Genomic DNA, 24,694 nt, shown 5'->3' on the forward strand with positions numbered 1-24,694 from the left:
GTTCCGGGCACGGCTCTCCCCTCGGCAGCAGGCGCGTACTACATCCCGACGCGGTGTTCGCATTCCCGCTCAGCCTGCCCGGAGGCGGTCCATGAGGTCGCTGACGCCGTCGACCTGCCCGTAGGCCCTGAACCCGGGAGCGAGTTCGCGCACCAGGGTGACGCACCGTTCAGCACCGATCCGGGTGGCGAGGTCGAGGGACCGGTTCGCGACGGCGACGGCCTGTTCGACCTCACGGGCCTTCAGCAGGCTGCGGGCCTCGTAGGTCAGGAAGATCCCGCGGGTCTTGTCGCGCGAGCGCGGGAGCAGGCTCATACCCTCGTCGATGCGGGCGTGCGCTTCGTCGGTGCGGCCGAGGTCGAGCATGCATTGACCGGAGTCGACGGCCAGGTCCGCCGTGCTCATCCACCGGCACCAGGCCGGTGCCGGGTCGGGGCTGTCGGTCAGCAGGGCGACCTCCGCAGCGGCCAGGTCGCGGTGGCAGTCGGCCGTGGCGCCGAGGGCTGCGTGCGCGCGGGCCCGGCGGAGGTGGAGCAGGGAACGGGCGGTGGGGTGCTGGGTGTGAATGAGGGCCTGGCTGAGCGGTTCGACGGCGGCGGCGGGCTGAGCGAGCCAGATCGACTGATAGGCGAAGTCCGAGAGGATACCGGCGCCGAGGTCGCGATCACGGGCGGCGTGCGCATTGGTGAGAGCCGCGTTCCAGAGCTTGCCCGCCGTGAAGTGGTGCCCCTGGTCGAAGCGATGCCAGCCGCAGGTGCCGGCCAGGGAGGCGGCCAGCAGGTGAAGCCGTCGGCCGACGGGTTCGGTGTAGCGGCCTTGCTCAAGCAAGTCGGTGACCGTGTCGAGCTGGGCGTCCATCAGCTTCGCGGTGTGCTGCCGCTGTTCGGTGGGCAGGGCGGTCAGCCTGGCACTGGTCTCCTCCAGCCAATCGACCAGTTCGCCGTCGACCCGCTTGCCGTTCAGGGACGTGGTGAGCCGACCGGGTTCGAGAGCGGCCCACTGGGTGGAGAGCCCGGCCAGGGCGAGCGCGCTGAAGGTCATGAAGGTGCGGCGGCGGTGGTCCATTGCGGCCCTCTGTGCGTCTCGAAGTGCGTGGACGGTGAACGACGATCCGAGCGGCACCGGCTGTTCCTGGCCGGGAAGCCAGTGAGGCCACTCGAAGGCTTCCAGGTCACCGGCCGGGACGTCGAAGGCGTCGGCGATCAGGAGCTGGGATTCGGTGCTGGGCGTCTTGCGCCCGTTCTCCCATTTGCTGACGGCGGCCTTGTCGGTGCCGGAGCGCAGCCCCTCGGGCCTGTTCCCGGCAGCATGGTGGATGCGGGCCGCGAGGTCGGTCTGGGACCAGCCGCGAAGCGCGCGGGCATACGCGAGGGGGTGCCGGATCCGGTCGTCCATGGAGACGATTCCATCATCGACGGTGACCCTTGTGCTACTGCGGGCGACGGCGGGACAACCTCGGGACTACGGACAACTGCTGGGTGATGACTGACGAGTTCGGCTACTCGTCGTACACCGGCACGTTCCTTCGCGAGGCGGAAAGAACCCGCGCATGAAACGACGCGCTGCGGTCAGGTCTGGGGCCCCCGGGCGACCGAAGTCCACCTGGCCCGGCGCGCAGATCGACTACTTCTGTCGTGTCCTGAACGGTAAACGGCCCAACAACTCCGGCCGCGACGCGAGGCAGTGGAGGCACGCCAGTGGCTTCGGGCCGCCCGGTGCAGCCCCCGGGCGGCCCACGCCGGAGAAAGCTCTCCTGCCTCCGGGCTACTTCCCGCCCTCTCCGAGGGCCGTGCGCAGCCAGTCGAGGGGGCCGTGCGCCAGAAGCTCGTCCGCCAGTCGGTTCGCGGTGGCGGTGATGAGGCGTCCACGACTGTTGTCGATCCACCGCTGAGCGTTCTCGTAGCCCTGCGCCTTGTACTCGATACCCTGGAGCAGGCATTCCAGCTTGTCCGCGTCCCGGGCACAGATCGCTTCCGGCGACTCCTTGGCCTCGTACTCCGCTACCAGCTCGCGGACCGCCGAGGCCAGCACGTCGGGCATGCCCACCATTTGATCGGCGGTGACTTCCTGCGGGTCCCCGGCGGGCGCATACTTCTTCCCGACGTGGTTCACATCCCCGGTCCGGCTCTCCTGCGTGTCGTGCCAGACCGCGAGGTAGGCCGCTCGGGCAGGGTCGGCACCCTCCAGCTTCGCGATGATCGTGGCGATCAGCGACGTGCGCCATGAGTGCTCTGCGACGCTCTCGGGGTCGCGGACCCCCGCCATCCACCATCCGGTGCGCCGAGTCTGCTTGAGCGTGCCCGTCTCATACAGAAAGCGTCCCACTGCGGACAGGTCATCAGCCACGACCGTCTCCTCTCACGCCTCGGCGAGGCGGATTGCGTACCGAATGCCCTCCAACTCCCGGCGCGCCCGCGCCGACAGCTCACGGCCATCCAACATCACGGGGAGGGTTACGCGTAGCTCGTTCCCGATAGGAGTTCCGGGGCGCAGCAGGTTCGGGCGGGCAGCGAGCAGGGCCCACAGGGTATGGACATTCAGGTCGAAGAAGCCATGGTCGGGGGTCAGGCCGCGGACCAGGTGACTCATCAGCTTGTCACCGGGCCAAGGCCCGGGGTTCGCGTCGGCGATGAAGTCGTCGGACAGCTGAACGTGCGGTGCCTCTCCGATCCAGTACGCCCAATAGTTGAGGTTCGCCGACTCACCGGCGTCTTGGTCGGCGAGCGTCGTGGCGATGAAATGCCCCATCTGGTCCCGGTCGCCCTGTCTGGCCGCGACAGCCGCGGCCGAGCGGGCGTTGAGCCATCCCGTGAGCCAGTCGTCCGGGCGCTCGGTCCGCTGCTGCCGGGCAAGCCAGGCCGAGGTGTCGGGGGCGTCGTCGTACCCTGCCAGGTAGAGAGCCTGCCGGCGTAGCAGGAAGCGGTCCCCACCTCGGGCCTGCTCGGCAGCCCGGCGCATGTGGGAGAAGAAGCGCCTGCGGTCGACGGCAGGGAGCTCTGGACCCCGCGGCACGGGGCCCCGTCGCGGTCGCGGCGCTTCGGGCAGTGCCTTAAGGGACGCCGGGGCCACGCCGCTGAGGGGCCAGCACAACACCTCGACCAGGTCGCGCTGCATGACCCACGCGCCGATCGGGCTACTGTCAGCGGTCATCTCCTCATGGAGGACACCGGCCAATAGAACATCCGCCTCCATGGCCCGCTCCAGAACCGAAAGGAGATCCGGCGCACTCCCCCACCGCAAGAACTGGTGGCGGTACGTGAGCATCTGCCCGACAGCCACGGCCGACAGGGGCCTACGCCCCGATTCCCACCCCGCGATCGTGTCGGACGACAGCCGGAGCCGCTCTGCAAGTGCTTCCTGCGTATGGCCCAGTTGCTGACGGATCAGACGGAAGACGTACCCGGACACCAGGCCGCCGCGACTTCTCGGCGGCATTCCCCGACTCCCGGTCAGGGTGGCTTTTGATCCGTTGCCCATGGCGTCCCCCTTTGCCCGTCGACCGTGGCCAGGCATCCGTACCCGCAGTCGGTTCAAGTGGCCTCTCCTGATCCCTACTCTCGTAGTTGCAGTGACGGCTCGGCAACTCAGCGTAGCGGAAGGGATGTTCGTCGCGATGATGACGATCAAGGTGTACGAGGTGGACCGCGAGGGCCGCATCCGGGTCATCCGCCCGGAGTCTGAGGTCACCCCGCTCGAAAGCCCGGAGTACTCCAACCAATTCCCCGCCTGTGCGTGCCGCGCGTGCCGGAAGGTCGCCTCGTGAGGACCACCGCCCCGGGCATCACTGCACACCCGCCCGTTCCCGGCAGTCGCCCGGAGCGGTCGCGGGCCGACCTTCCCGCACCACGAAGGAGACACAGCATGAGCAACCCCGCACAGGCCGACGACGGCAAGCACGGTGGAGCGCCCTCGGACAAGCCGTGGACGCCGCCCTCGGAGCCGAAGCCCAGCCCGGACGGCAGCCGCCCCCAGTACGCCCCGCAGGCATGAGCACCGCACAGCGGGTCCCCACGTACCCGGCTCTGGTGCGGGAGCTGGCCGACCGGGGGCTGCTCGATGCCCGGTGGCGGCGGGTGTTCGAGGCCGTGCCGCGCAGCCAGTTCGTTCCGGCGGACGTCTGGCGGCAGCTTCCCGACCGGTGCGAGCCGGTCGTCGGGACGGACGCGTGGCTGGCGCTGGTCAACAGCGACGAGCCGGTGGTCACGCAGCTCGACGACGGGGCCGAGGACGGGCCCGGCGCCGCCACGTCGTCGAACTCGATGCCGTCGATGGTCGCCCGGATGCTCGGGCTGCTCGACGTCCGGGACGGGGACCGGGTGCTGGAGATCGGGACCGGTACCGGGCACGTGGCCGCGCTGCTCTGTGAACGGCTCGGGGACGAGCGGGTCCACAGCGTCGAGGTCGACCCCGTCGTCGCCGAGCGGGCCGCCGTCGCGCTGGCGGGGGCCGGGTACCGGCCGCACCTGCGCGTCGGGGACGGCGAGCGGCCGTGGCCCGGGCTGGGGCCGGTCGACCGGCTGGTCTCCACCTGCGCCCTCCGGCACGTTCCGTACGCGCTGGTCCGGCAGGTGAGGCCCGGCGGGATCATCGTCGCCCCGCTCGCCCGCTCGTTCTGGTCCGGTGCTCTGGTCCGGCTCCGCGTCCAGGAGGACGGCAGCGCGGTCGGGACGTTCCGCGGCGAGGCGACGTACATGCCGATGCGCTCCCACCGCGCGGCCGATCTTCATCAGGTCGAGAGGACGGGGAGGGTCCGTGCCGCCGGCGTGGACCCGGCGCGGCTCCTCACACTCGGCTTTGCCCTGTACGCCGGGGCCCGGCTGCCCGGAGTGCGGCTGATCCATCAGAACACCCCGGACGGCGCACAGGTATGGGCCAGCCGCGAGGACGGGGCCGGAGCGACGGCCGCGACCGGGCAGGACGTCTGGCAGTACGGGCCCGGCCTCCTCTGGGAGGAGATCGAGCAGGTGTGGAGGGAGTACGAGAGCCTTCGCCTGCCCGACGCCGAGCGGTTCGGGCTGACGGTCACGGAGCGGGGGCACCAGGTCTGGCTGGGTGATCCGCAGGCCGTCGTCCGGCCTGTCAGGGGGTAGGGCGACGGCGGGGATCGGTCCCGGTCTTCGGACCGGGACCTGTTCGCCGACTGGGGCCCGCGTCAGTCGGCCGGTTCCTCCGTTCGGGTGCGACGGGAGGCCGGTGTCTCCAGGTGGGCCACGACCTGGGCGTGGAAGCGGTCCACCGCCTCGTCGACACTGCGGATGAAGCCGGTCTCGGCGCTGCCCCTGCCATGGCCCATGCCCTTGAACAGTGACAGCCGGAAGCCTGTGATCTGTGCCCCGTCCTTGGCAACGAGGTCGGCCGGTTCCGGGCGCAGTCGCTCCAGAGTGCCGCGCGGCCCGGCGCCCGCGCCGTCGACGAGCGTTTCGATGTGCAGGTCCGCGGGAGCCTCGGAGAGGCGGCGGATCAGCCGCTTGGCCCGGCTGAGCGGGTAGGCACCCTCCGGGGCAGGTACCTCGATGGAGGTGCGGAGCTTGCCGGTGCGCAGGTCAGCGGCAATGCCCAGGACGCCGGGGGTGCCCTCGATACGGATCTCGGCGATCAGCCGTCCCTGCTCGCAGAGTTGATCGGCCAACTCGGTTCGGCGAGCGCGGGGGTCCGCGCCACGCCGGGAACGCTGGACCGGCAAGACCTTCTGGCCCAGCTCGCCGCCGAGCCGCAGGCAGACCTGCCGCACGAGACGTTCCCAGTTCTCGATGACCTCCAGGGCCCGGTGGTCGCCCCGGCACAGGGTCTCGTCGTCGATGCCCCTGCGCACCGGCACCCAGGCGGCGCCCATGTTCTGAAAGCCGTGACACCCGGAGTTCTCGTGTTGGAGGTAGTGAAGGAGTTCCTGGAGCAGCCATGCGTGCGCGGCGTTGCCGACACCTTCGTGGCGGATCAGCATCTGCGCTTGGTGCACGACCTCGGCCCAGGACAGGTGCCACAGAGCGACCTTGTGCTTGCGTCGCCCGTCGATCCGCACGTCGACGAGCGGGCTGCCGTCCAGCACCACATCGTTGGACAGCGTGATCACGGCCTCGTAGCCCCGGCGGGCGGCGATGTCCATGTACGCCTGCACCTGGTCGGGCTTGAGCGCGTTGCCGTTCGTCTTGGTCTCGACGAGCGCGGTCCACAGTTTGCCCGCCCGCTCGACCCGGACGATCCCGTCGGGGCGTCGGGGGGATTCGCCGTGCGGCAGGGACACCTCCGTGTACGTCTCCATCCGCCCGGCCAGTGCGCCGAACCCGGCCGTCAGGCGTCGGCCGAACTCGGGAACCTGAGCCATCACGGAGAGCACGACCGAGGTGGCACGCGTCTCACGTTCCCCGGTCGCTCTTGAGCGCCGACATGGGGAAAAGGCGGGCCGTACGCCACGTGTCGTTGTCGGCGAGCGACTTCTTGGCCGTCAGAGGAAGGGTGACCTTCTTCTTCGCCGTACGGGGGCGGCGGGACGGCTTCGGAACGACGTCGGGGGCGGGTGTCCGGTGGGCGGAGGCAACTCCGGGCATGGCAGCCGGTGCGGCCGAGTCCGCCGGATCCGCACCTCTGGTCTGAACGGGGACCTGTCCCGGCGCGTTGGTCGGTTCCTCGGCCTTCTCAGCGGGGGCGGATTGCTCCGGTTCGCCCTCTCCACCTTCAGCCTGCTCCGCGTCGTCGTCGATGTCGACGCCGTAGTCGGTCGCCAGGCCGGCCAGTCCGGAGGCGTAACCCTGGCCGACCGCGCGGAACTTCCACTCCCTCTCTCGCCGATACAGCTCACCGAAGATCAGCGCGCTGACCTGGTCGACGTTCTCGACGGCGAACCGGACGAGACCGTCGCCCACGCTGTCCGTCAGGGTGAGACGAAGGTCGTCCAGTTCGCCGAAGCGGGAGCCCCCGTAGCGGCTGGCGGCGACGACCACCTTGTCGACCTCCTGTGGCACGGCGTCCAGATCGAAGGTGATCCGGTCCTCGCTGCCGTCGGCCGTCGGGGTCTTCCCGAGCAACTGCACGCTGCCGTTGCCCGCTACCGGGTTGTTGTAGAAGCAGAAGTCGACGTCGCTGCGGACCTTGCCGTTGCCGTCGAGCAGAAGGACGGACACATCAGCGTCACCCTCTCCCGTGGCACTGCTCCAGCCCAGGCTGACCATGACCGAGCCGACGTTCTCGCTCAACGCCGTCAGATTGACGTTGGCACCCTTGACCATCTCGTGCACGAGGCCCCCCAAATGCACTGCCGCACGGAACGCACCCGGGCAGCTCGCTGCGTGACGTGTGTGGTGCGTCACACAATCGCCGTACTCCGCGAACATTAGCCCTCGGAACCCAAGGGCGTGGAGAACCCGTGAAATACGGAAGTCTCGCTACCGTCACGACGACTCGCGGATCACCAGTTCCGTGGGCAGCACGACGGCGGGGCGGTCGCCCCGGGCCGGGCTGGGGCCGGCGATCTCGTCCAGGAGGAGCTGGGCCATGCGGCGGCCCATCTCCTCGATGGGCTGGCGGACGCTGGTGAGCGGCGGGTGCATGTGGCGGGCCACGGCCGAGTCGTCGAAGCCGATCAGGGCCACGTCCTGCGGGATGCGGCGGCCCGCCTCGCGCAGGACCTGGCGGGCGCCGGCGGCCATGACGTCGGAGGCGGCGAAGACCGCGTCCAGGTCGGGCCGGCGGGACAGCAGCTCGCGCATGGCGCGTGCGCCGCCCTCCTCGGTGAAGTCGGCGGGCGCGATCAGGTGCTCGTCCGGGGTCAGGCCCGCGTCGGAGACGCCCGCGCGGTAGCCGTCGAGGCGGCGCTGGGCCCCGTAGACCTCCAGGCGGCCGGTGATGGTGGCCACCGAGCGGCGGCCCCGGGAGACCAGGTGCTCCACGGCGGCCCGCGCGCCCTCGAAGTTGTCGGAGTCGACGGAGGCCAGCGGTTCGGCGGCGTGCCGGGGGCCGCTGATCACGCAGGGCATGCCCAACTGCTCCAGCAGATCCGGCAGCGGGTCGTCGTCGTGCACCGCGACCAGCAGGACGCCGTCGACCCGGTGCGCGGTCAGGTACTGGGCGAGTCGGCGGCGCTCGCGGTCGTTGCCGACGAGCGTGAGGAGCAGCTGCATCTCGGTGTCGGCGAGGGCCGAGCCGACGCCGCGCACGATGGCGGAGAAGTACGGCTCGGCGAAGAAGCGGGTCTCCGGCTCCGGGACGACGAGCGCGATGGCGTCGGTGCGGTTGCCGGCGAGGGCGCGGGCGGCGCGGTTGGGGACGTAGCCCAGTTCGGCGACGGCCGCCTCGACGGCCTCCCTGGTCTGTTCGCTGACCCGGGGTGAGCCGTTGATGACCCGGGAGGCGGTGCCCCGGCCGACTCCGGCCCGTGCCGCCACCTCTTCGAGGGTGGGCCGTCCACCACTCCGTACGCGCGCTGCCGCCATGGCCGCCTCTCCGTTTCCGGTCGATTCCTCACAACCGGACAGTCAATCCACGTCCGGCCCGCTCACCTGCCCGGGGGATGGACGGGCAGGAATGGGAGCGCTCTCAGTGTGCCCTACGCGCGGGTAGGCGCGAGAAGCCCCGGCCGGTGGCCGGGGCTTCTCGCCGTGCGGTCAAGGCTTCTCGCCGTGCGGTCGGACGCTCTCCAGGAAGTCTAGGAAGCGTCCTCGCCCGCCGGGGGAAGGGCGTGGCGGGCGATCACGTCGCTGTACCAGTGGGCGCTGGCCTTCGGGGTGCGGCGCTGGGTCCCGTAGTCGACGTACACCGCGCCGAAGCGCTTCGAATAGCCGTACGACCACTCGAAGTTGTCCATGAGGGACCACAGGAAGTAGCCGCGCACGTCCGCCCCGTCCTGTACGGCGCGCTGCACCGCGGCGAGATGGCCGTGCAGGTAGGCGATGCGCTCGGGGTCGTGCACGCGGCCGTCGGCGTCCGGGACGTCGTCGAACGCGGCCCCGTTCTCCGTGACCATCAGCGGCAGGTCCGGGTGCTCGCGGGAGACGTCCATCAGCAGGGCGTGGAGGCCGTCGGGGTCGACGGCCCAGTTCATCGCGGTGCGCGGCTTGCCCTCGGCGAGGTGGAAGGCGACGTGCTCGGAGCCGGGCCACGGCGAGTGGTCGCTGTTGCCGTGGCCGTCGTCGCGGGTGTCGCCCGCGCCGGAGGACGGGGTCGAGACGATGGTGGGCGTGTAGTAGTTGACGCCGAGCACGTCGACCGGGCGGGAGATCTCCGCGAGGTCGCCGTCGTGGACCAGCGCGGACCAGTCCACCAGGCGCTCGGTGTCGGCCAGCAGGTCGGCCGGGTACGCGCCGCGCAGCATCGGGCCGGTGAAGATCCGGTTGCCCACCGCGTCGATCCGGCGGGCCGCGTCCGCGTCCGCCTCGCTGCCGGTGAGCGGGCGCACCTGGTGGAGGTTGAGGGTGACCGAGGTCTGCGCGGCGGCGGGGAGGTGGCCGCGCAGAGCCTCGATCGCCCGGCCGTGGGCGAGGTTGAGATGGTGGGCGGCCCGCAGCGCCGCCGCCGGCTCGGTGCGGCCGGGGGCGTGCACCCCGGAGGCGTAACCGAGGAACGCCGTGCACCAGGGCTCGTTGAGCGTGGTCCACAGGCCGACCCGGTCGCCGAGGGCGCGGCCCATGATGGCCGCGTAGTCGGCGAAGCGTTCGGCGGTGGCGCGTTCGGGCCAGCCGCCCGCGTCCTCCAGCTCCTGCGGGAGGTCCCAGTGGTAGAGCGTGGCGACGGGCGTGATGCCGGCCTCCAGCAGCTCGTCGACGAGGCCGCGGTAGAAGTCGAGGCCGCGCTCGACGGCGGGGCCGCGGCCGGTGGGCTGGACGCGGGACCAGGAGACGGAGAAGCGGTACGCCTTGAGGCCGAGCCGCTTCATCAGCGCGACGTCGTCGCGGTAGCGGTGGAAGTGGTCGGCGGCCACGTCTCCGGTGTCGCCGCCCAGGACCTTGCCCGGGGTGTGGCTGAAGGTGTCCCAGATGGACGGGGTGCGGCCGTTCTCGGCCGCCGCCCCCTCCACCTGGTAGGCGGCGGTGGCCGCGCCCCAGACGAAGCCGGCCGGGAAGGGGGTGGCGGCCGGGGACGCCTGCCGCGGGGCGGTGTCGGGTCGTACGAGAGTCATACGGGAGCGCTCCCATGTGATGGAGGAGTGAGGAGTGAGGAGGTGGACGGTCGGGGCCGCACGGCCGGCGCGGTGGGACGCGGGCCGTACGGACGGACCGGACGGTGCGGGGCCGGGTGGGCGCCGCTCGGGCGGGGTGGGCACGGTCGTCGGGCTCAGCCCTTGACCGCTCCGGACATGATCCCGCCGACGATCTTCTTGCCGAAGACCACGAAGACCACCAGCAGCGGCAGCGTGCTGATCAGCGCGCCCGCCATGACGATGGACTGGTCGGGGGTGTAGGAGGCGCTGAGCTGGCCGAGGGCCACCTGGAGCGTCGGGTTCTGCTGGTTGAGGGCGAGGTAGGGCCAGAAGAAGTCGTTCCACGCCTGGACGAAGGTGAGCATCCCGAGGACCATCATCGCGGGCCGCGCCACGGGCAGCACCACGCTGACCACGATACGGAAGTTGTTCGCGCCGTCGATCTTGGCCGCCTCGATCAGCTCGTACGGCAGCGCCTCGATGAGGTACTGGCGCATGAAGAAGACGCCGAACGCGCTCACCAGCGTCGGGAAGATCACCGATTCGAGCTGTCCGCCCCAGCCGAGGCCGGACATCATCATGAACAGCGGGACGACGCTCAGCTGCGGCGGGATCGTCAGGGTGGCGATGACCGCGGTCATCAGCCAGCCCCGGCCGCGGAAGCGCATCTTGGCGAACGCGTATCCGGCGAGGGTGCAGAAGAAGAGCGTCGCGGCCGTGATGGAGGCCGAGACCAGGAAGCTGTTCCAGATGGCCTTGCCGAGGTTGGCCTGCTCCCAGGCGGTCTGCACGTTCTCCACGAGCCTGCCGCCCGGCCAGAACGGCGGTGTGGGGGCGAGCACTTCGTCCTGGGTGCGCGAGGCGGCCACCAGGGTCCAGTACAGCGGCAGCAGCGACCCGACGCCGACGACGGCCAGCGCGAGGTAGGCGAAGGGGCCGCCCTTCATCTGCTGGCCCGCGCCGATCCGGAAGCGGTTCGGGCGGCGCGCGGCCGGGTGTTCGGGCGGCGGCGCGGGCTTCTTCGGCGCCGGGGCGTGGGTGGGGCTGGTCATGGTCATGGGTGCGCTCCCGGTCAGACCGCGGACGTGCGGACGAATCGGCCGATCAGCCAGTTGGCCGCGGCGATGACGAGCAGGAGGGCGAGCATCGCCCAGGCCACGGCGGCGGCCGGACCGAGATGCCCCAGGTTCCAGCCGTAGTTGTAGAGGTAGATGCTGAGCGTCTCGTACTGGTTCTCGTTGCCGCCGGTGGCGCCCAGCGTGCCGCCCTCCAGCAGCAGCGGTTCGCCGAACAGCTGCATCGAGCCGATGGTCGAGATGACGATGGTGAACAGGATCGTGGGCCGCAGCGAGGGGATGGTGACCTTGCGGAACTGCTGCCAGCGCGAGGCGCCGTCGAGCGAGGCCGCCTCGTACAGGTCGTTCGGCACGGCCTGCATCGCCGCGAGGTAGATCAGCGCGTTGTAGCCGGTCCAGCGCCAGATCACGATGACCGCGATGGCGATCTTCGATGTCCAGTGCCCGTTGGCCCAGTTGACGGCGTCGACGCCGAAGAGGCCGAGCCCCCAGTTCAGCAGTCCGCCGTCGGCCCGGAAGACCAGGGCGAAGACGAGCGCGGCCGAGGCGACGGAGGTGGCGTACGGGGTGAGGACGACGGTGCGCCAGAACGTGCTGGCGCGCAGCTTGTAGTTGAGCAGGTGCGCGAGGCCGAGGGCGACCAGGAGCTGCGGGACGGTCGAGATGACACCGATCAGGAAGGTGTTGGCGACCGACGTCCAGAACTCGGGGTCGTGCAGGATCTTGTCGAAGTTCTCCCAGCCCACCCACTCCATGGAGTCGAGCCCGGTCATCTCCACCCGGTGCAGGGCGATCCAGCCGGTGTAGAGGAGCGGGTAGAGGCCGAACGCGCCGAACACGAGGAAGAACGGGGCGATGTACGCGTACGGCGACGCCCGGTCGTCGAACCGCCAGAGCCGGCTGCGCCACACCTGCCTGCGGGCGGCGGCCTGTTCGTCCTGCGGATCGCGGGGCGGCGGAGCGTACGCATCCCGGGTGGGGGTCGAGGTTGCCACGGGCGGGAGTCCTTCCCTGGGGTGCGCCGGCGGGCGGCAGGGGGTGGGCGGCTGGTGCGGGGGCGGCGGCGCGACGGGGCGGGCCGGTGCGGGCGGCGCGACGGCGCGGACCGACGGGCGGGCGGTTCGGTGCGGGCGGCGGGGTGCGGGGTGCCCGCTCCCCCGCCGCCCGCACCGGGGCCGAGTCAGGTCAGGTCAGGTCAGGTCAGCCGATGGCCTTGTCGACCGTCTGCGTGGCGGCCTTCCAGGCGTCGGCGGGGCTCGTGCCGCGCTGTTCCATGTTGTTGATCTGGGTGGAGATGGAGTCCTTGATCACGCCGTCCTTCGGGCCGATGACGGCCTCCGGGATGGACTTGGCGCCGTCGGCGTAGATCTGCCCGATGGGAGCGTTGTTGAAGTACGGCAGGGTCGCGTCCTTCACGTCGGGCAGTTCGTAGGCGCCCTTGTTGGACGGGAAGACGCCGATCGCCTTGAACACGGCGGCCTGCTGCTCGGGGGCGGTCAGCCACCGGACGAGCTTCGCGGCCTCCTCGACGTTCCTGCCGGACTCGGGCACGGCGAGGAACGAGCCGCCCCAGTTGGCCGCGGTGCCGCCCGGGGAGCTGGTGATGTCCCACTTGCCCTTGTTGGCGTCACCGGCGTACGTGGAGATCTGGCCGGCCATCCAGGCGGGGCAGACGACCGTGGCGACGGTGCTCTTGCGCAGCGCGGCCTGCCACTGGTCCTCGAACTGCGCCAGGCCCTGGGTGAGCTTCTTGGACGCGGCCTCGGCGGCGAGGTCCCAGCCCTTCTTGACGCTGGCGCTCTCCTTGTAGATCGGCTTGCCCTCGGCGTCGTAGTACTGCTCGGGGCTGGAGCTGACCACGGCGTTGAACATCGCGCTGGCGGAGTCCATGAAGTAGGTGCCCTTGGGCGCGTTCTTCTTGTACTCCTCGCCGAGCGCGAGGAAGTCGTCCCAGCCGCCCGCCGTCCGCTTGGCGATCTCGGCCCGGTCGGTGGGCAGGCCCGCCTTCTCGAACAGCTCCCGGTTGTAGCAGAGGGACATCGGGCCGATGTCCGTGCCCGCGCCGATCACCTTGCCGCCGGGGGCGGTTGCCTGCTTCGCCTTCCACGACACCCACGCGTCGACGTCGATCGTCCTGCCGAGGTCGGCGAAGGAGTCCGCCTTGGTGTCGACGATCTCCTTGATCCGGCCGACCTCGATGCCGTGGACGTCCGCGAGGCCACCGCCCGAGTTCAGCTGCTGGAGCAGCTTGGGGTAGTAGTTCTTCTCCTCGGCGGTGGTGTCCTCCTTGATCGTGATCTTCGGGTTCAGCTCGTGGTACTTCTCCAGGAGCCCGGCCTCCTTGTACCCGAACTGCCCGAAGTCGGCGATGGTCAGGGTGATGTTGCCGTCGGCGTCCGCCCCGTTCCCGGAGTCGGACGAGTCGCCGCACCCGGTGAGCAACAGGGCGGTGACCGTCAGGCCCGTGGTGGCCGTGATCGCGGTTCTACGGCGTCGACCGGCAACGCTGCGGGTGATGCGCATTCCACTACTCCTTGTTCCGGGGCGGGACTGGCGCTGTTCCGCGGGCCGGTGGGGCGGGGCGGAGGTTCGCCAGGTGGTACGGGGAGGCACGGGCGGTAACCGTCGCACGGGAGGCTCCCGTCGCGCTACGTGGGAGCGCTCCCATGCGCCGATTCCGGAAGGCTCCTGCCTGAAGGGGGCAGGTGTCAAGAGTTGAAGACGTTTCCGTTGCGCGAGCGTATCCATCACGTCACGCGAACGTGTCCGTCCGACGTCTTGCCCCGCACGGCGGCAGCCGGCGGGCCGACCCGGCCCGGCGCGTAAACGCCCAGGTGGGAGCGGTGGACGCGGTCGGCCGGACGGCCGGGCGGGCCGCGATCCGCGACCGGGCGTCCCGGAACGGCGCCCGGCATGCCCCGTCCGTCCGCTGTCCGGATATCGCCTGCGCGGACGCCGGAAGATGAACGGTGCGTACGCATCGGGCAGTTCAGCCGGCGGGCGGTCGGCCGGTCTCGGGCGGTCAGGCGGTCGGCCTCCGGCGGCACGCGGTCGACCTCCGGCGGTCAGGGCTGTTCGAAGACCGAAGGCGGCGGCGCGGGCGACGGCTTGGCGGACGCGTCGGTGACGACGGTCGCGCCGCCGGTGAAGTCGAGGAGCGCGCGGCCGTGTTCGACGCGGCCGGGGTGCGGGTCGCCCGCCACCCGGCGGGTGAACTCGGCGACCGGCAGCGGCAGGTCCGAGGCGAGCAGGACGGCGTTGCCGAAGCGCCGCCCGCGCCACACCACGGGGTCGGCGGCGAGGGCGAGTTCGGGGAAGACGGCGGCGGCGGTGGCGACCTGGCCGCGCAGATGGGCGAGCGGCGGTCCGTCCGCCAGGTTCGCGGCGTACCGGCCCCCGGGCCTCAGCACCCGGCGCACCTCGGCCAGGAACTCGGCGGAGGTCAGGTGGGCGGGGGTGCGGGCCCCGCCGAACACATCGGCGATGACGAGATCGGCCCAGCCCTCCGGCAGCCTGCCGAGCCCTTCGCGGGCGTCCGCCGTCCGCACCCGGATGCGGGCCTGCGGATCCGGCGGCAGCGCCGAGCGGACGAGCTGGACGAGGGCCGCGTCGATCTCCACGACCTGCTGGGTGGAACGGGGCCGGGTCGCGGCGGCGTACCGCGCGAGGGTGAGCGCGCCGCCGCCGAGGTGCACGACGTGCAGCGGCTGCTGCGGGGGCGCGGCGAGGTCGATGACGTGGCCCAGGCGGCGCTGGTAGGCGAACGAGAGGTGTGCGGGGTCGTCGAGATCGACGTGCGACTGGGGCGCGCCGTCGATCAGCAGCGTCCAGCCGCCCGGCCGCTCCCGGTCGGGTATGAGTTCGGCGAGGCCGCCGTCGACGGGCGCGGAGACCGGCTCCCGCTCACCTCGGCGCTCCCGCCCGCGCCCGCCGCCCCTGCCGCCGTCCGCTGCTCCTCGACGTGCCACGTGCGCTGGTCCTTGCTGGTGGGGGCCGGGGTACCGGCGGCGGCGGAGGTTCCGCCCGTCCGGCCATTATGGGCTCACCGGCAGTTGTCGACCGCCTCGATCAGCCGGGCGGCCTGGTCCAGGGCGGCCCGGAGGACGGCCGGATCGGTGACGGGGGTGCTCGCGGCGGGCGGCAGGAGCCAGCCGGTGCCGCAGGCGGGCGGTGCGGCGGGGATGCGCAGGCGGCGGGCGTCGGTGCGCGTACAGGCGCTGCCCGGTACGTCCCAGGCGTCGGCGGTGCCCGGGGGGACGAGGAAGCCGAGGGTGTCGCATGTGCCGTCGTGCAGGACCGGGCCGACGGCCTCGGGCTCCTTGCGGCGGCGGAGGATGTCGACGGCCTCCAGGCCCTGCCGGGCCGGGACCGTGACCAGGTCGCAGGACGCCTCCTCCGCCACGGGCCCGGCGGGGGGCGGTGTCGGCCTCGCGGGAGGCGCCACCGGACTCGCGGGGGGCGGTGTCGGGGTCGCGGGGGATGTCGTCGGGTTCGTCGCGGTCGTCCGTGAGCCGGTTTCCGTGCCGGGATGCAGCAAGGGAACCCCTCCTCTCATCGCCGGACGGAGTCACACTCCGTCTCCACATGGACCAACGCCGTGGGTGCGTCAAGGGCTACGGGGGCACACCGCCGCAAAGGGTGGCAGTTCATGGCGGATCAAGGGGGAGATGCCCTTTTTACGACTAATCGCCGCGTGTGGGACCCGTCACAACAGGTACGTTCTTGCTCGCCGGGACACCGGACAGCGACAACCCGGCTGCACCAGAGAGGGGCCGGCCATGGTGTCGACAGGGGCAGTTCCCAACCTCGTCTTCCGCCAGTTGCGCGGGCAGCGCTCCGCAGGGGAGTTCGCGGCGGCCGTCCGCAGAGCGGCGCGCGAGATCGGTGAGCAGGTCGCGTGCGACGCCCGGTACGTCGGACGCGTGGAGTCCGGGGAGATCCGCTGCCCCAACTACGCCTACGAGCGGGTCTTCCGGCACATGTTCCCCGGCGCCTCCCTGGCCGACCTGGGCTTCTCGGCCCGCGAGAGCGTGCGCGGCCGGGCGGCCCGCGTCGTCTCGGAGCCTCCCCCGGCGGCGGAGCCCGCGCTCCCGCCGCCGGGCTCCGGCGCACCCCCGTCCCCCTTCCCGACCCCCACGCTCCCCAGCGACATCCACGAGGAGAGCGACGTGCTGCGTCGCGTGTTCATGACCGGCGGTACCGCCACGGTGGCGTCCGCGTACCTGGGCCTCGGCGGCGCGTCCGCGTCCGCCGCGTCCGTCTCGCTGCCGGTGCAGCGCCGGGTCGGCGAGGCGGAGGTGAGCGCCGTCGAGAAGGCCGTACGGGACATCCGCGTGCTGGACGACCGGCACGGGGCCGACGGCCTGTACCGGCGGGCCGCCCAGCCGCTGCGCGCGGCGTACGAAATGCTGGACGCCGGGACCACCGCCCGGCGCGCCACCTCGGACCGGCTGCACGCGGGCGCGGGCGAGCTGGCGATCTCGGTGGGCTGGCTGGCCCACGACTCGGGCCGCTTCGACGACGCGCGCTCGCACTACGCGGAGGCGCTGGCCACGGCGCGGCTGTCCGGTGACGCGGCGCTGGAGGCGCACGCGTTCTGCAACACGTCGTTCCTGGCCAGGGACGCGGGGCGGCCCCGCGAGGCGGTGCGGGCGGCGGAGGCCGGGCAGCGGGCGGCCCGCACCCTGGGCTCGCCGCGGCTGATGGCGCTGCTCGCGCTGCGCGAGGCGGGCGGCCGGGCGGGGCTCGGCGACCGGACGGGGTGCGACCGGGCGATCGGACGGGCCCGTGCCGCGTTCGAACGGGGGCCGGCGGCGGCCGATCCGGAGTGGATGAGCTTCTTCCGGGAGGCCGAACTGGCCCTGCTGGAGGCGCAGTGCTGGTCGGCGCTGGGCGACTGGGCCCGTGCCGCGCGGCACGGGCGGCGGGCCGTCGCGCTCCAGGACCCGCACTTCACCCGGAACCTGGCGCTGTACCGGACGCAGCTGACGGGCGACCTGGCCCGCGCCGGGCTGGCCGACGAGGCGGCGGCGACGGGGCACCAGGTGCTCGACCTGCTGGGCCGGGTCCAGTCCTCGCGCATCCGCGCGATGCTGGCCGGAGCCGCCCGGGTGCTGGAGGGGCGCGACGAGACGGCGGGCGTCACCTGCTTCCTGGCCCGCCACCGGGAGTCCGCGCCGCCGCCGCCATCCCCGCACCGGGCCTGCTGACCGCAGCCGGGCGGGCTGACGGCAGCCGGGCGGGCGGGGCCGACGCGGCGCGGGCGCGCGGCTAACGCTCCAGGTGGCCCGTGTCGTTCCAGCGTTCCACGGCGGGCATCCCGTACGCCCAGCCGAGCACCGACAGCGAGGTCGGTTCCAGCCGGACGCGCGCGCCGAAGGACAGGTCCTCGCCCAGCCACCGCGCGCCGAGCGCCCGCAGGATGTGCCCGTGGGCGAAGACCAGGACGTCCCGGTCGGCCGAGCGCGCCCAGGCGACGATCTCGTCGGCGCGGGCGGCGACCTGCGCGGTGGACTCGCCCTCCGGCACCCCGTCGCGCCAGATCAGCCAGTCCGGCCGGTCCGCCTTGATCTGGGCCGGGGTCAGCCCCTCGTACGCCCCGTAGTCCCACTCCATCAGCGCGTCCCACGGTTCGGCCCGGTCCCCGAACCCGGCGATCGCGCAGGTCTCGGCGGCCCGGACGAGCGGGCTGGTGCGGATCTCGACGCCGGGCAGGCCCGCCCACGGCGCGCGGTGCAGCCGCTCGCCGAGCAGCTTCGCGCCCGCGCGGCCGGCGTCCAGGAGCGGGATGTCCGTCCGGCCGGTGTGGTTGCCCTGGACGGACCACTGGGTCTGGCCATGCCGGGCGAGCAGGATTCGCGGTGCCATGACGGCTCTCCCTGAAACGGTGGTGCGATGAACGGCCCCGGACGGCGACGGCCGGAACGTCCGCTCCATCATCCCGCACGGGCCCGGCGGTCAACCTTCGGGGCGGCTGGCGCGTCCCTCCTGGAGCAGCCGCCCCGCCGCGTCACCGACCGCGGCGGGGCGACCGCGTACGGGACGTCCGGAAGAGGACCCCCGGGGGAGTCGGCGGCCCTCACCCGCCGTACGGTTGAACGCCCGCCGTCGGCCGAACGAACATGGGGAGAGCCACCGGATGCCGCACGCCACCGCGCCGCCCGCGACCGGTCACCGGCCCAGATGGTGGACGGAACTGCCACTGATCGCGGTGGTGTACGGCCTGTACTCGCTCGGCCGCCTGCTGGTGCGCGGCGACGTGTCGACGGCGGTCGACCACGGGCTGGCGATCCTCCGGCTCGAACAGGCTCTCCACCTCAACGCCGAGCACCCGCTCAACCGGCTCTTCACCAGCACCCCGTCGCTCGGGATACCCGCCGACTTCGCGTACGCCTCCCTGCACTACCTGGTGACTCCGGCCGTCCTGGTGTGGATGTTCCGCCGCCGGTCGACCCTGTACCGGGCGGCCCGCACCTGGCTGATGAACTCGACCCTGCTGGGTCTGGTCGGCTTCACGCTGATGCCGACCTGCCCGCCCCGGCTGCTGGACGCGAGCCACGGTTTCGTGGACACGATGGCGCAGTACAGCGGTTACGGCTGGTGGGGCACGGGGGCCAGCGCCCCGCGCGGTCTGAGCGGGATGACCAACCAGTACGCGGCGATGCCCAGCCTGCACGTCGGCTGGTCGCTGTGGTGCGGAATCCTGCTGTGGCGGTACGGCCGCCACCCCCTCATACGGGCCGCGGGTATCGCCTACCCGCTGATCACCACGGTCGTCGTGATGGGCACCGCGAACCACTACTTCCTGGACGCGGTCGCCGGAGCCGCCGTGATGGGCCTCGGAGCCCTTCTGACCAGGCCGGTCATGCGACTGGCCGACCGGATCAAGGACCGTGCGCGGACCGCCGCGGACGCCGTCCGCCGCACGTCCCGACCGGTGAAGTCCCCGATTGTCAGTGCCGGATGCAAGACTTCCGCGGGTGAGCGAATCCCCGGCCAGCGGACCTCCTCCGCAGACTCCCCCGACGCGGCTGCCGGCGGCCCGCCCGCCCGAGGCGCCGCAGCGAGCGACGACGCTCCGGCAGCGGCTCGCTGAGCTGCGCGGCCCCTCCGTCGCACCGCACCCGCTCGACGCGCGCGCCCTCGCCGCCCTCGCCGCGAACCCCGGCTGCAAGCGCCGCGCCCTGCTCGACGGCGCCGGAGTGGACAAGGGTGTGCTCGCCACCGCGCTCGGCTCCCCCGCCCCGTTCGGCCAGTCGCAGTTCGCCTTCATGCGGGGCAACGCCTTCGAGGCGAAGGTCAAGGCCGACGGCGGCGCGGAGCTGCTGCGCCTGCTGTACGAACGCCTCGGGGACGGGGCGCCCGCACCGGCCGGTGCGGTGCCGACGCCCGACCTGAGCGCCGCCGGGCCCGAGGGCCGGGCCGCCAGGACCGCGCTCGCGCTGCGGGAGGCGACGGCGGTCGGCGGCTGGGCGCTGCTGGACCACCCGATGCTGGCCCTGGAGGTGGCCGGCTCCCCCGCCTATCTGGAGCCGGACGCGGTGGTGGTCCATCCCGACGGCCGGTGGACGGTGGTCGAGATCAAGTCCTTTCCGATGATCGACGCGTCCGCCGACGCGGCCAAGGTGGGCGCGGCGGCCCGGCAGGCCGCGGTGTACGTGCTGGCGCTGGAGCGGGTGGCGGCGGTGACCGAGGGGGCCGAGGTCGGCCACCGGGTGCTGCTGGTCTGCCCGAAGGACTTCTCCAACCTGCCGACCGCCTCGGTCGTGGACGTGCGCAAGCAGCGGGCGGTCACCCGCCGTCAGCTGACCCGGCTGACGCGCGTCGAGGACATCGCCGCGGCCCTGCCCGAGGGGACGACGTTCGACCCCGCCTGCTCGCCGGGGGAGCTGGACGCCGCCGTCGGGTCGGTCGCGGCGGCGTACGCCCCGGAGTGCCTGGCCGCCTGCGAGCTGGCGTTCCACTGCCGGGCGAAGTCCCGGGCCGAGGGCGCGGTGGAGACGCTGGGCCGCGGGGTGCGGGGCGAGCTGGGCGGGCTGAGCACGGTGGCCGGGGTGCTGGCCGCCGCGGCGGGCAAGGAGGGCGATCCCGCCGATCCGACGGTCGCCGCGCTGCGCCGGGCCGCCGCACTGCGCGCCGAGGCGCTGGAGGGTGCCGCCGCATGTCGCTGATCACCACCCTGGCCCGGCTGGAGGCGGTGGACACGGGCCGCGCCCAGCCGCTGGCCACAGTCCGCCACCGCCATCTCACCGACCGCCCGCTGGTGCTCGTGCCGCTGACCACCGCCGGGGAGGCGGGCGCGCCGCTCGGTGCCCTGGTCGGCACGGACCGCGCGTCGCCCCGGCTGCTGGCGGTGGCGCAGCCGCGCGACCGCGACCTGCGGTTCGCGTTCCTGGCCGAGCTGGCGGAGGCGGTGCTGCCGCACATCGAGGCGTACGCGGACGTCGTCGAGGCCGCCGAGCGCAACGAGACGGATCCGGCGACGGGCCGCAGGACCAAGGTCGAGGTCGAGCTGTGCGCGGACGCGCCGCAGCTGGTCGTGCCGAGCCGGGCGGGCATCGAGTTCGTCCGGCTGCTCGGGCGGTCGATGCGGTTCCGGCGGACCGCCGAGGACGATCCGCAGACGCCGTATCCGGCTCCGCGCCGGGTGCCGCTGCTCGGCCGCTGGCTGACGCACTACGGGGAGCGGGCCCGGGTGCCCGGCTCCTCGCTGCTGCTGGCCGCCACCGATCTGCTCAACCGCCACTGGGCCACCGGCCAGAGCAGCCTGGAGGACCAGCACCTGGGCGCGCTGCTCTCCTGGATCGACCCGCCGGACGGCGGCTCGGGGGCCGAGGCGGCGCTGCGGGCCGAGCTGGCCCGGGACCCGGAGGGCCAGTTGCTGTGCCCGCCGGCCGGACCGGCCACCGATCCGGACTTCGACAACCGGCTGCTGGCCCCCGCGATCGAGCGCTACGACCGGGCCCGCTCGGCACTGGCGTCGGCCGAGGACGGGCTCGCGGCGGACGCGCGGCTGGGCGAGCTGAGCCGGGCCGAGCGGGAGATCCGCTCCCTGCTCGCGCAGGTCATGCTGCCGACCTGGGACGCGGTGTGGCGGGGGCTCGACCTGCTGCGGGAGCTGCCCGAGGGCGCCAGGGCCGCGGACCGGTGGACCCGGGACCGCTGGTCGTTCACCGCGCACCGGGACCGGGTCGCCGCGGGCGAGCCGCCGCAGCCGCGCCGCGACGACGCGGTGACGGCGGCGCAGAAGCTGGCCTCCCGCGAGACGGCCCAGGCCCAGTTGGAGGCCCAGGAGGCGCTGGACGATCCGCTGGTGCTGGCGGGACGGCGGCTGGCCGGTGAGGCGTTCCTCGGCCGGGTGACGGAGGTGGAGATGGCGTACAGCGAGTCCAAGCGGCCCGCGCCGCGCCCGCTGGTGACCCTCCGCACGGACGAGCGCCCGCATCTGGGCGAGCGGACCCGGGTGTACCGCTCGCTGGACGGCAAGCCGCAGGCGGCCGAGTTCGTGCGGTACGCGGAGGAGGCCCCCGACAGCAGCGGCAGCGGCGAGATTCTGCTGGTGCTGCGGATCCTGGACCGGATGGGCCGGGGCAGGGAACCCGCGCCCGGTTCGCTGCCGGAGCCCGGCGAGCGGATCGCGTGGACCCTGTTCGAGCACGACCAGCGCGGCGGCCCGAAGCTGCCGGACCCGGAGGAGACGCCGTGGACCCACGGCGGCCCGCCGGGCGCGGACGCCGCCCGCGCGGAGCACCCCGACCCCGTGACCCCGGAGGACCTGCTGTGACCACCGTCTTCGATCCGGGCGCGGCAGCGGGGCGGGCCACGGCCGCGATCCTCGACGACACGCTGCGCGGCACGGCGCGCGGCATCGTCGTGGACTCGCCGCCGGGCGCCGGGAAGTCGACGCTGGTGGTGCGGGCGGCGCTGGAGCTGGCCGCCGCCGGGCGTCCGCTGATGGTGGTCGCGCAGACGAACGCGCAGGTCGACGACCTGGTGGTGCGCCTCGCGGAGAAGGAGCCGGAGCTGCCGGTGGGCCGGCTGCACAGCAGCGACTCCGACCCGTACGACAAGATCCTCGACGGCCTCGACCAGGTCGTGACGTCGGCGAAGGCGGCCGATCTGGCCGGGCTGCCCGTGGTGATCTCGACGGCCGCGAAGTGGGCGCACGTGAAGAACGTGGAGCCGTGGGGCCATGCCATCGTCGACGAGGCGTACCAGATGCGGTCGGACGCGCTGCTGGCCGTGGCCGGGCTGTTCGAGCGGGCGCTGTTCGTCGGGGACCCGGGCCAGTTGGACCCGTTCTCGATCGTGGGCGCGGACCAGTGGGCCGGGTTGAGCTACGACCCGTCGGCGAGTGCCGTCTCCACGCTGCTGGCGCACAATCCGGAGCTGCCGCAGCACCGGCTGCCGGTGTCCTGGCGGCTGCCCGCGTCGGCGGCTCCGCTGGTGTCGGCCGCGTTCTACCCGTACACCCCGTTCCGCAGCGGTACGGACCACGGGGACCGGCGGCTCTCGTTCGGGACGGCGTCGGACGGCTCGGGGCCGGACCGGGTGCTGGACGAGGCCGCCGCCTCGGGGTGGGGCCTGCTGGAGCTGCCCGCCCGCCGCACCCCGCGTACCGACCCGGAGGCGGTGCGGGCGGTGGCGCTGGTGGTCCGGCGGCTGCTGGACCGGGGCGGCGTCGCGACGAGCGAGCGGTCCGAGGAGCCGGTGCCGGTGACGGCGGACCGGGTCGCGGTCGGCACGGCCCACCGCGACCAGGCGGCGGCGGTGCGTGCGGCACTCGCGGAGCTGGGGGTGGCGGGCGTGGCCGTGGACACGGCCAACCGGCTCCAGGGCCGGGAGTTCGACGTGACGGTGGTCCTGCATCCGCTGTCGGGCCGGCCCGACGCGACCGCGTTCCACCTGGAGACCGGCCGGCTGTGCGTGCTGGCCTCGCGCCACCGGCACGCCTGCGTGGTGGTGTGCCGGGAAGGGGTCGCGGACCTGCTGGACGAGCATCCGTCCACGGAGCCGGTGCGGCTGGGCGTCACGGTGAAGTTCCCCGACGGGTGGGAGGCGAACCACGCGGTGCTCGCGCACCTCGCCGAGCACCGGGTGGCCTGGCGGCCCTGACCGGCGGCCCCGACCGGGCCGGGCCGGATCGCCGGGCCCCCTGGCCCCGGGCCCTCTTGCGCGGGGTTGGACAATGGAGGGTGGCCGTCCGGTCGCCCGAGGAAGGAACGCCCATGTCACAGTCCGAGCGGAACGAACGGCAGCGGCTGCGTCCCGCGCCGCTGCTCTTCGAGCCGTCTCAGGCGGCGGCCGACCCGGAGCACTTCTTCGACCTGGAGTCCCTGGAGGACCCCCGCGAGCTGCTGAGCCGGGCGACCGAGCTGACCCACGCCTTCCGGGCGGCGGCGGACCGGTCGGTGGAGTACCAGGCGATGGCGGCGGCGCAGCTCGCCGATCCGCGCCGGTTCGACCGGCTGACGGCGGCCGACGTGGCGGAGCGCGCGGAGTGGACCGAGGACTACGCGAAGAAGATGATCGAGTTCGGCCGGACCCTGCTGGCGGCCCCGGGGCCTGACCACGCTGAGCGGACCTGACAGGGCTGAGCGGACCTGACCGGGCTGACCGGGCCTGACCGGGCTGACCGGGCCTGATGGGGCCGGGCCGGTCCCCGCGCCGGTCCGGGGGCGCGGAGGGTGCCGCCGGGCCGGTCCGGAGGTCAGGTCCCCTGGCATATTCCGCCGGGCAAGATACCCCTTCCCCTCACGCCGTGTCCCGGTTTCCGGCAACTCTCGGAATCAGTTCCGTCACTCCCGGTAGACCTTTTTCCATGAGCGCATGGCTGAAAGACGAAACGACCCCGCAGGCCGGTGCCGCCGCGCACCACGGCGTCGACCTCTTCACCCTGCCGCAGGACCTGGCCGGGCAGCGGGCCGCCCAGGTCACCGCCGCCGGAGTCGCGTGGCTCGCGGGAGCCTCGGCGTATCCGCGCAGCACGCTCGCGCAGTGGCAGGACGACCCCGCGGCGCCCGGCGTGCTGCCGTGCGGCACCGCCTTCGACGTCGTCAACGTGCCCGCGCTCTTCGGCCGCCGGATGCTGGAGCAGCTCTGGGCCGAGGGCCCCGGCACCGGACCGGTCGCCACCCACCGGGGCAGGCTGCTGCTGTTCGCCGCCCCGGGCACGGCTCAGCGACTGCCCTCGCTGCTGGCCTGGGAGGAGTGGGGTTCCGGCGGTCCGGAGCGGTCCGCCGAGCAGCGGAGCGCGGTGCCGCCGCTGCTCTGCCACGGCACCGGCGACGCGGTGACCGTACCGCCGCTGACCTGCGCCTCGCGTGATTCCGGGCCGCACTGGCTGGTCGCTCCCGACACCCGTAGCCCGTGGCTTCCGGGCCCGGACGTCCTGCTCTGGGCGTGTGTGCGGGTGAGCAGGTCGGGAGGGCTGCGGGACGGTGGAGGGACGATTTTTCCCCGGACGGATCCGGATGCTACTGTCTACGAC

21 protein-coding genes and 1 pseudogene are annotated in these 24,694 nt (G+C 73.0%); 10 read left to right on the forward strand and 12 right to left on the reverse strand.

Annotation, left to right across the window (positions count from 1 at the left end; translation table 11 throughout):
* Positions 1 to 69 precede the first annotated feature (69 nt).
* The 3 genes from EES43_RS09690 to EES43_RS09700 form a co-directional block, all read right to left on the reverse strand.
* The gene (locus EES43_RS09690; protein ID WP_124268360.1) at positions 70 to 1,395 is read right to left on the reverse strand and encodes a helix-turn-helix domain-containing protein; all 1,326 of its coding nucleotides are present in this window, start codon (positions 1,393 to 1,395) and stop codon (positions 70 to 72) included.
* Positions 1,396 to 1,764: 369 nt separating this feature from the next.
* Complete coding sequence (locus tag EES43_RS09695) at positions 1,765 to 2,346, reverse strand: HD domain-containing protein (protein ID WP_124268361.1); 582 nt, start codon at positions 2,344 to 2,346, stop codon at positions 1,765 to 1,767.
* 12 nt (positions 2,347 to 2,358) lie between these two features.
* Positions 2,359 to 3,477 (reverse strand): helix-turn-helix domain-containing protein, encoded by a 1,119-nt coding sequence (locus EES43_RS09700; protein ID WP_124268362.1) that lies wholly within the window; start codon positions 3,475 to 3,477, stop codon positions 2,359 to 2,361.
* A gap of 136 nt (positions 3,478 to 3,613) precedes the next feature.
* On the opposite strand from EES43_RS09700, the gene EES43_RS30575 reads away from it, so the two are divergent.
* The 3 genes from EES43_RS30575 (at position 3,614) to EES43_RS09705 (ending at position 5,090) form a co-directional block, all read left to right on the forward strand.
* Entirely contained in the window at positions 3,614 to 3,763 is a 150-nt protein-coding gene (locus EES43_RS30575; protein ID WP_164493074.1) for a hypothetical protein, read from the forward strand.
* A gap of 98 nt (positions 3,764 to 3,861) precedes the next feature.
* A complete protein-coding gene (locus tag EES43_RS31705; protein WP_277426052.1) occupies positions 3,862 to 3,990 on the forward strand; it encodes a hypothetical protein in 129 nt (42 codons plus the stop codon).
* Complete coding sequence (locus tag EES43_RS09705) at positions 3,987 to 5,090, forward strand: methyltransferase domain-containing protein (protein ID WP_124268363.1); 1,104 nt, start codon at positions 3,987 to 3,989, stop codon at positions 5,088 to 5,090. The genes EES43_RS31705 and EES43_RS09705 overlap by 4 nt, the downstream gene beginning before the upstream one ends.
* A gap of 62 nt (positions 5,091 to 5,152) precedes the next feature.
* On the opposite strand, the pseudogene EES43_RS09710 reads toward EES43_RS09705, so the two are convergent.
* The 8 genes and pseudogenes from EES43_RS09710 to EES43_RS09745 all read right to left on the reverse strand — a co-directional run bounded on the left by EES43_RS09710 (position 5,153) and on the right by EES43_RS09745 (position 15,760).
* Positions 5,153 to 7,223 (reverse strand): annotated as a pseudogene (locus tag EES43_RS09710) (TerD family protein).
* Positions 7,224 to 7,385: 162 nt separating this feature from the next.
* Positions 7,386 to 8,426: a LacI family DNA-binding transcriptional regulator gene (locus EES43_RS09715; RefSeq protein ID WP_124268364.1), complete on the reverse strand. Its 1,041-nt coding sequence runs from the start codon at positions 8,424 to 8,426 to the stop codon at positions 7,386 to 7,388.
* A gap of 212 nt (positions 8,427 to 8,638) precedes the next feature.
* Positions 8,639 to 10,108: a GH1 family beta-glucosidase gene (locus EES43_RS09720; RefSeq protein ID WP_124268365.1), complete on the reverse strand. Its 1,470-nt coding sequence runs from the start codon at positions 10,106 to 10,108 to the stop codon at positions 8,639 to 8,641.
* A gap of 155 nt (positions 10,109 to 10,263) precedes the next feature.
* Positions 10,264 to 11,187, reverse strand: coding sequence for a carbohydrate ABC transporter permease (locus tag EES43_RS09725; protein WP_124268366.1), 924 nt, complete (start codon positions 11,185 to 11,187; stop codon positions 10,264 to 10,266).
* A gap of 14 nt (positions 11,188 to 11,201) precedes the next feature.
* The gene (locus EES43_RS09730; protein ID WP_124268367.1) at positions 11,202 to 12,200 is read right to left on the reverse strand and encodes a carbohydrate ABC transporter permease; all 999 of its coding nucleotides are present in this window, start codon (positions 12,198 to 12,200) and stop codon (positions 11,202 to 11,204) included.
* A gap of 205 nt (positions 12,201 to 12,405) precedes the next feature.
* A complete protein-coding gene (locus tag EES43_RS09735) occupies positions 12,406 to 13,728 on the reverse strand; it encodes an ABC transporter substrate-binding protein (protein WP_124268368.1) in 1,323 nt (440 codons plus the stop codon).
* 542 nt (positions 13,729 to 14,270) lie between these two features.
* Positions 14,271 to 15,173 (reverse strand): spermidine synthase, encoded by a 903-nt coding sequence (locus EES43_RS09740; RefSeq protein ID WP_124268369.1) that lies wholly within the window; start codon positions 15,171 to 15,173, stop codon positions 14,271 to 14,273.
* A 74-nt stretch (positions 15,174 to 15,247) separates the two neighbouring features.
* A complete protein-coding gene (locus tag EES43_RS09745) occupies positions 15,248 to 15,760 on the reverse strand; it encodes a hypothetical protein (RefSeq protein ID WP_206430019.1) in 513 nt (170 codons plus the stop codon).
* Between the two features lie 223 nt (positions 15,761 to 15,983).
* On the opposite strand from EES43_RS09745, the gene EES43_RS09750 reads away from it, so the two are divergent.
* Positions 15,984 to 17,414, forward strand: a complete 1,431-nt coding sequence (locus EES43_RS09750) for an ATP-binding protein (protein ID WP_124268370.1) — start codon at positions 15,984 to 15,986, stop codon at positions 17,412 to 17,414.
* 61 nt (positions 17,415 to 17,475) lie between these two features.
* On the opposite strand, the gene EES43_RS09755 is transcribed toward EES43_RS09750, so the two are convergent.
* Positions 17,476 to 18,072: a histidine phosphatase family protein gene (locus EES43_RS09755; protein WP_124268371.1), complete on the reverse strand. Its 597-nt coding sequence runs from the start codon at positions 18,070 to 18,072 to the stop codon at positions 17,476 to 17,478.
* A gap of 271 nt (positions 18,073 to 18,343) precedes the next feature.
* Here EES43_RS09755 and EES43_RS09760 point away from each other — a divergent pair, with 271 nt between their 5' ends.
* From EES43_RS09760 to EES43_RS09785, 6 genes are all read left to right on the forward strand, one after another.
* A complete protein-coding gene (locus tag EES43_RS09760) occupies positions 18,344 to 19,300 on the forward strand; it encodes a phosphatase PAP2 family protein (protein WP_124268372.1) in 957 nt (318 codons plus the stop codon).
* Positions 19,185 to 20,375: a hypothetical protein gene (locus EES43_RS09765; protein ID WP_124268373.1), complete on the forward strand. Its 1,191-nt coding sequence runs from the start codon at positions 19,185 to 19,187 to the stop codon at positions 20,373 to 20,375. Before EES43_RS09760 ends, EES43_RS09765 begins: the two co-directional genes overlap by 116 nt.
* Positions 20,366 to 21,988 (forward strand): hypothetical protein, encoded by a 1,623-nt coding sequence (locus EES43_RS09770; protein ID WP_124268374.1) that lies wholly within the window; start codon positions 20,366 to 20,368, stop codon positions 21,986 to 21,988. Before EES43_RS09765 ends, EES43_RS09770 begins: the two co-directional genes overlap by 10 nt.
* Complete coding sequence (locus EES43_RS09775; protein WP_124268375.1) at positions 21,985 to 23,319, forward strand: AAA domain-containing protein; 1,335 nt, start codon at positions 21,985 to 21,987, stop codon at positions 23,317 to 23,319. The genes EES43_RS09770 and EES43_RS09775 overlap by 4 nt, the downstream gene beginning before the upstream one ends.
* A gap of 113 nt (positions 23,320 to 23,432) precedes the next feature.
* On the forward strand, positions 23,433 to 23,792 hold the full coding sequence (locus tag EES43_RS09780) for a hypothetical protein (RefSeq protein ID WP_124268376.1): 360 nt from the start codon (positions 23,433 to 23,435) through the stop codon (positions 23,790 to 23,792).
* Between the two features lie 233 nt (positions 23,793 to 24,025).
* Positions 24,026 to 24,694 (forward strand): bifunctional DNA primase/polymerase (locus tag EES43_RS09785; protein WP_124271872.1); only part of this gene is annotated, 669 nt, incomplete at its 3' end.

The sequence above is a fragment of the Streptomyces sp. ADI96-02 genome, assembly GCF_003846185.1.
Lineage (GTDB): Bacteria > Actinomycetota > Actinomycetes > Streptomycetales > Streptomycetaceae > Streptomyces.

What these genes read in the sequence shown, in the direction of transcription:
- EES43_RS09690 (WP_124268360.1), bottom strand. Translation starts at nt 1,395, where the DNA reads ATGGACGACCGGATCCGGCACCCCCTCGCGTATGCCCGCGCGCTTCGC.
- EES43_RS09700 (WP_124268362.1), bottom strand. Translation starts at nt 3,477, where the DNA reads ATGGGCAACGGATCAAAAGCCACCCTGACCGGGAGTCGGGGAATGCCG.
- EES43_RS30575 (WP_164493074.1), top strand. Translation starts at nt 3,614, where the DNA reads ATGATGACGATCAAGGTGTACGAGGTGGACCGCGAGGGCCGCATCCGG.
- EES43_RS31705 (WP_277426052.1), top strand. Translation starts at nt 3,862, where the DNA reads ATGAGCAACCCCGCACAGGCCGACGACGGCAAGCACGGTGGAGCGCCC.
- EES43_RS09705 (WP_124268363.1), top strand. Translation starts at nt 3,987, where the DNA reads ATGAGCACCGCACAGCGGGTCCCCACGTACCCGGCTCTGGTGCGGGAG.
- EES43_RS09715 (WP_124268364.1), bottom strand. Translation starts at nt 8,426, where the DNA reads ATGGCGGCAGCGCGCGTACGGAGTGGTGGACGGCCCACCCTCGAAGAG.
- EES43_RS09720 (WP_124268365.1), bottom strand. Translation starts at nt 10,108, where the DNA reads ATGACTCTCGTACGACCCGACACCGCCCCGCGGCAGGCGTCCCCGGCC.
- EES43_RS09725 (WP_124268366.1), bottom strand. Translation starts at nt 11,187, where the DNA reads ATGACCATGACCAGCCCCACCCACGCCCCGGCGCCGAAGAAGCCCGCG.
- EES43_RS09735 (WP_124268368.1), bottom strand. Translation starts at nt 13,728, where the DNA reads ATGCGCATCACCCGCAGCGTTGCCGGTCGACGCCGTAGAACCGCGATC.
- EES43_RS09745 (WP_206430019.1), bottom strand. Translation starts at nt 15,760, where the DNA reads ATGAGAGGAGGGGTTCCCTTGCTGCATCCCGGCACGGAAACCGGCTCA.
- EES43_RS09750 (WP_124268370.1), top strand. Translation starts at nt 15,984, where the DNA reads ATGGTGTCGACAGGGGCAGTTCCCAACCTCGTCTTCCGCCAGTTGCGC.
- EES43_RS09755 (WP_124268371.1), bottom strand. Translation starts at nt 18,072, where the DNA reads ATGGCACCGCGAATCCTGCTCGCCCGGCATGGCCAGACCCAGTGGTCC.
- EES43_RS09760 (WP_124268372.1), top strand. Translation starts at nt 18,344, where the DNA reads ATGCCGCACGCCACCGCGCCGCCCGCGACCGGTCACCGGCCCAGATGG.
- EES43_RS09770 (WP_124268374.1), top strand. Translation starts at nt 20,366, where the DNA reads ATGTCGCTGATCACCACCCTGGCCCGGCTGGAGGCGGTGGACACGGGC.
- EES43_RS09780 (WP_124268376.1), top strand. Translation starts at nt 23,433, where the DNA reads ATGTCACAGTCCGAGCGGAACGAACGGCAGCGGCTGCGTCCCGCGCCG.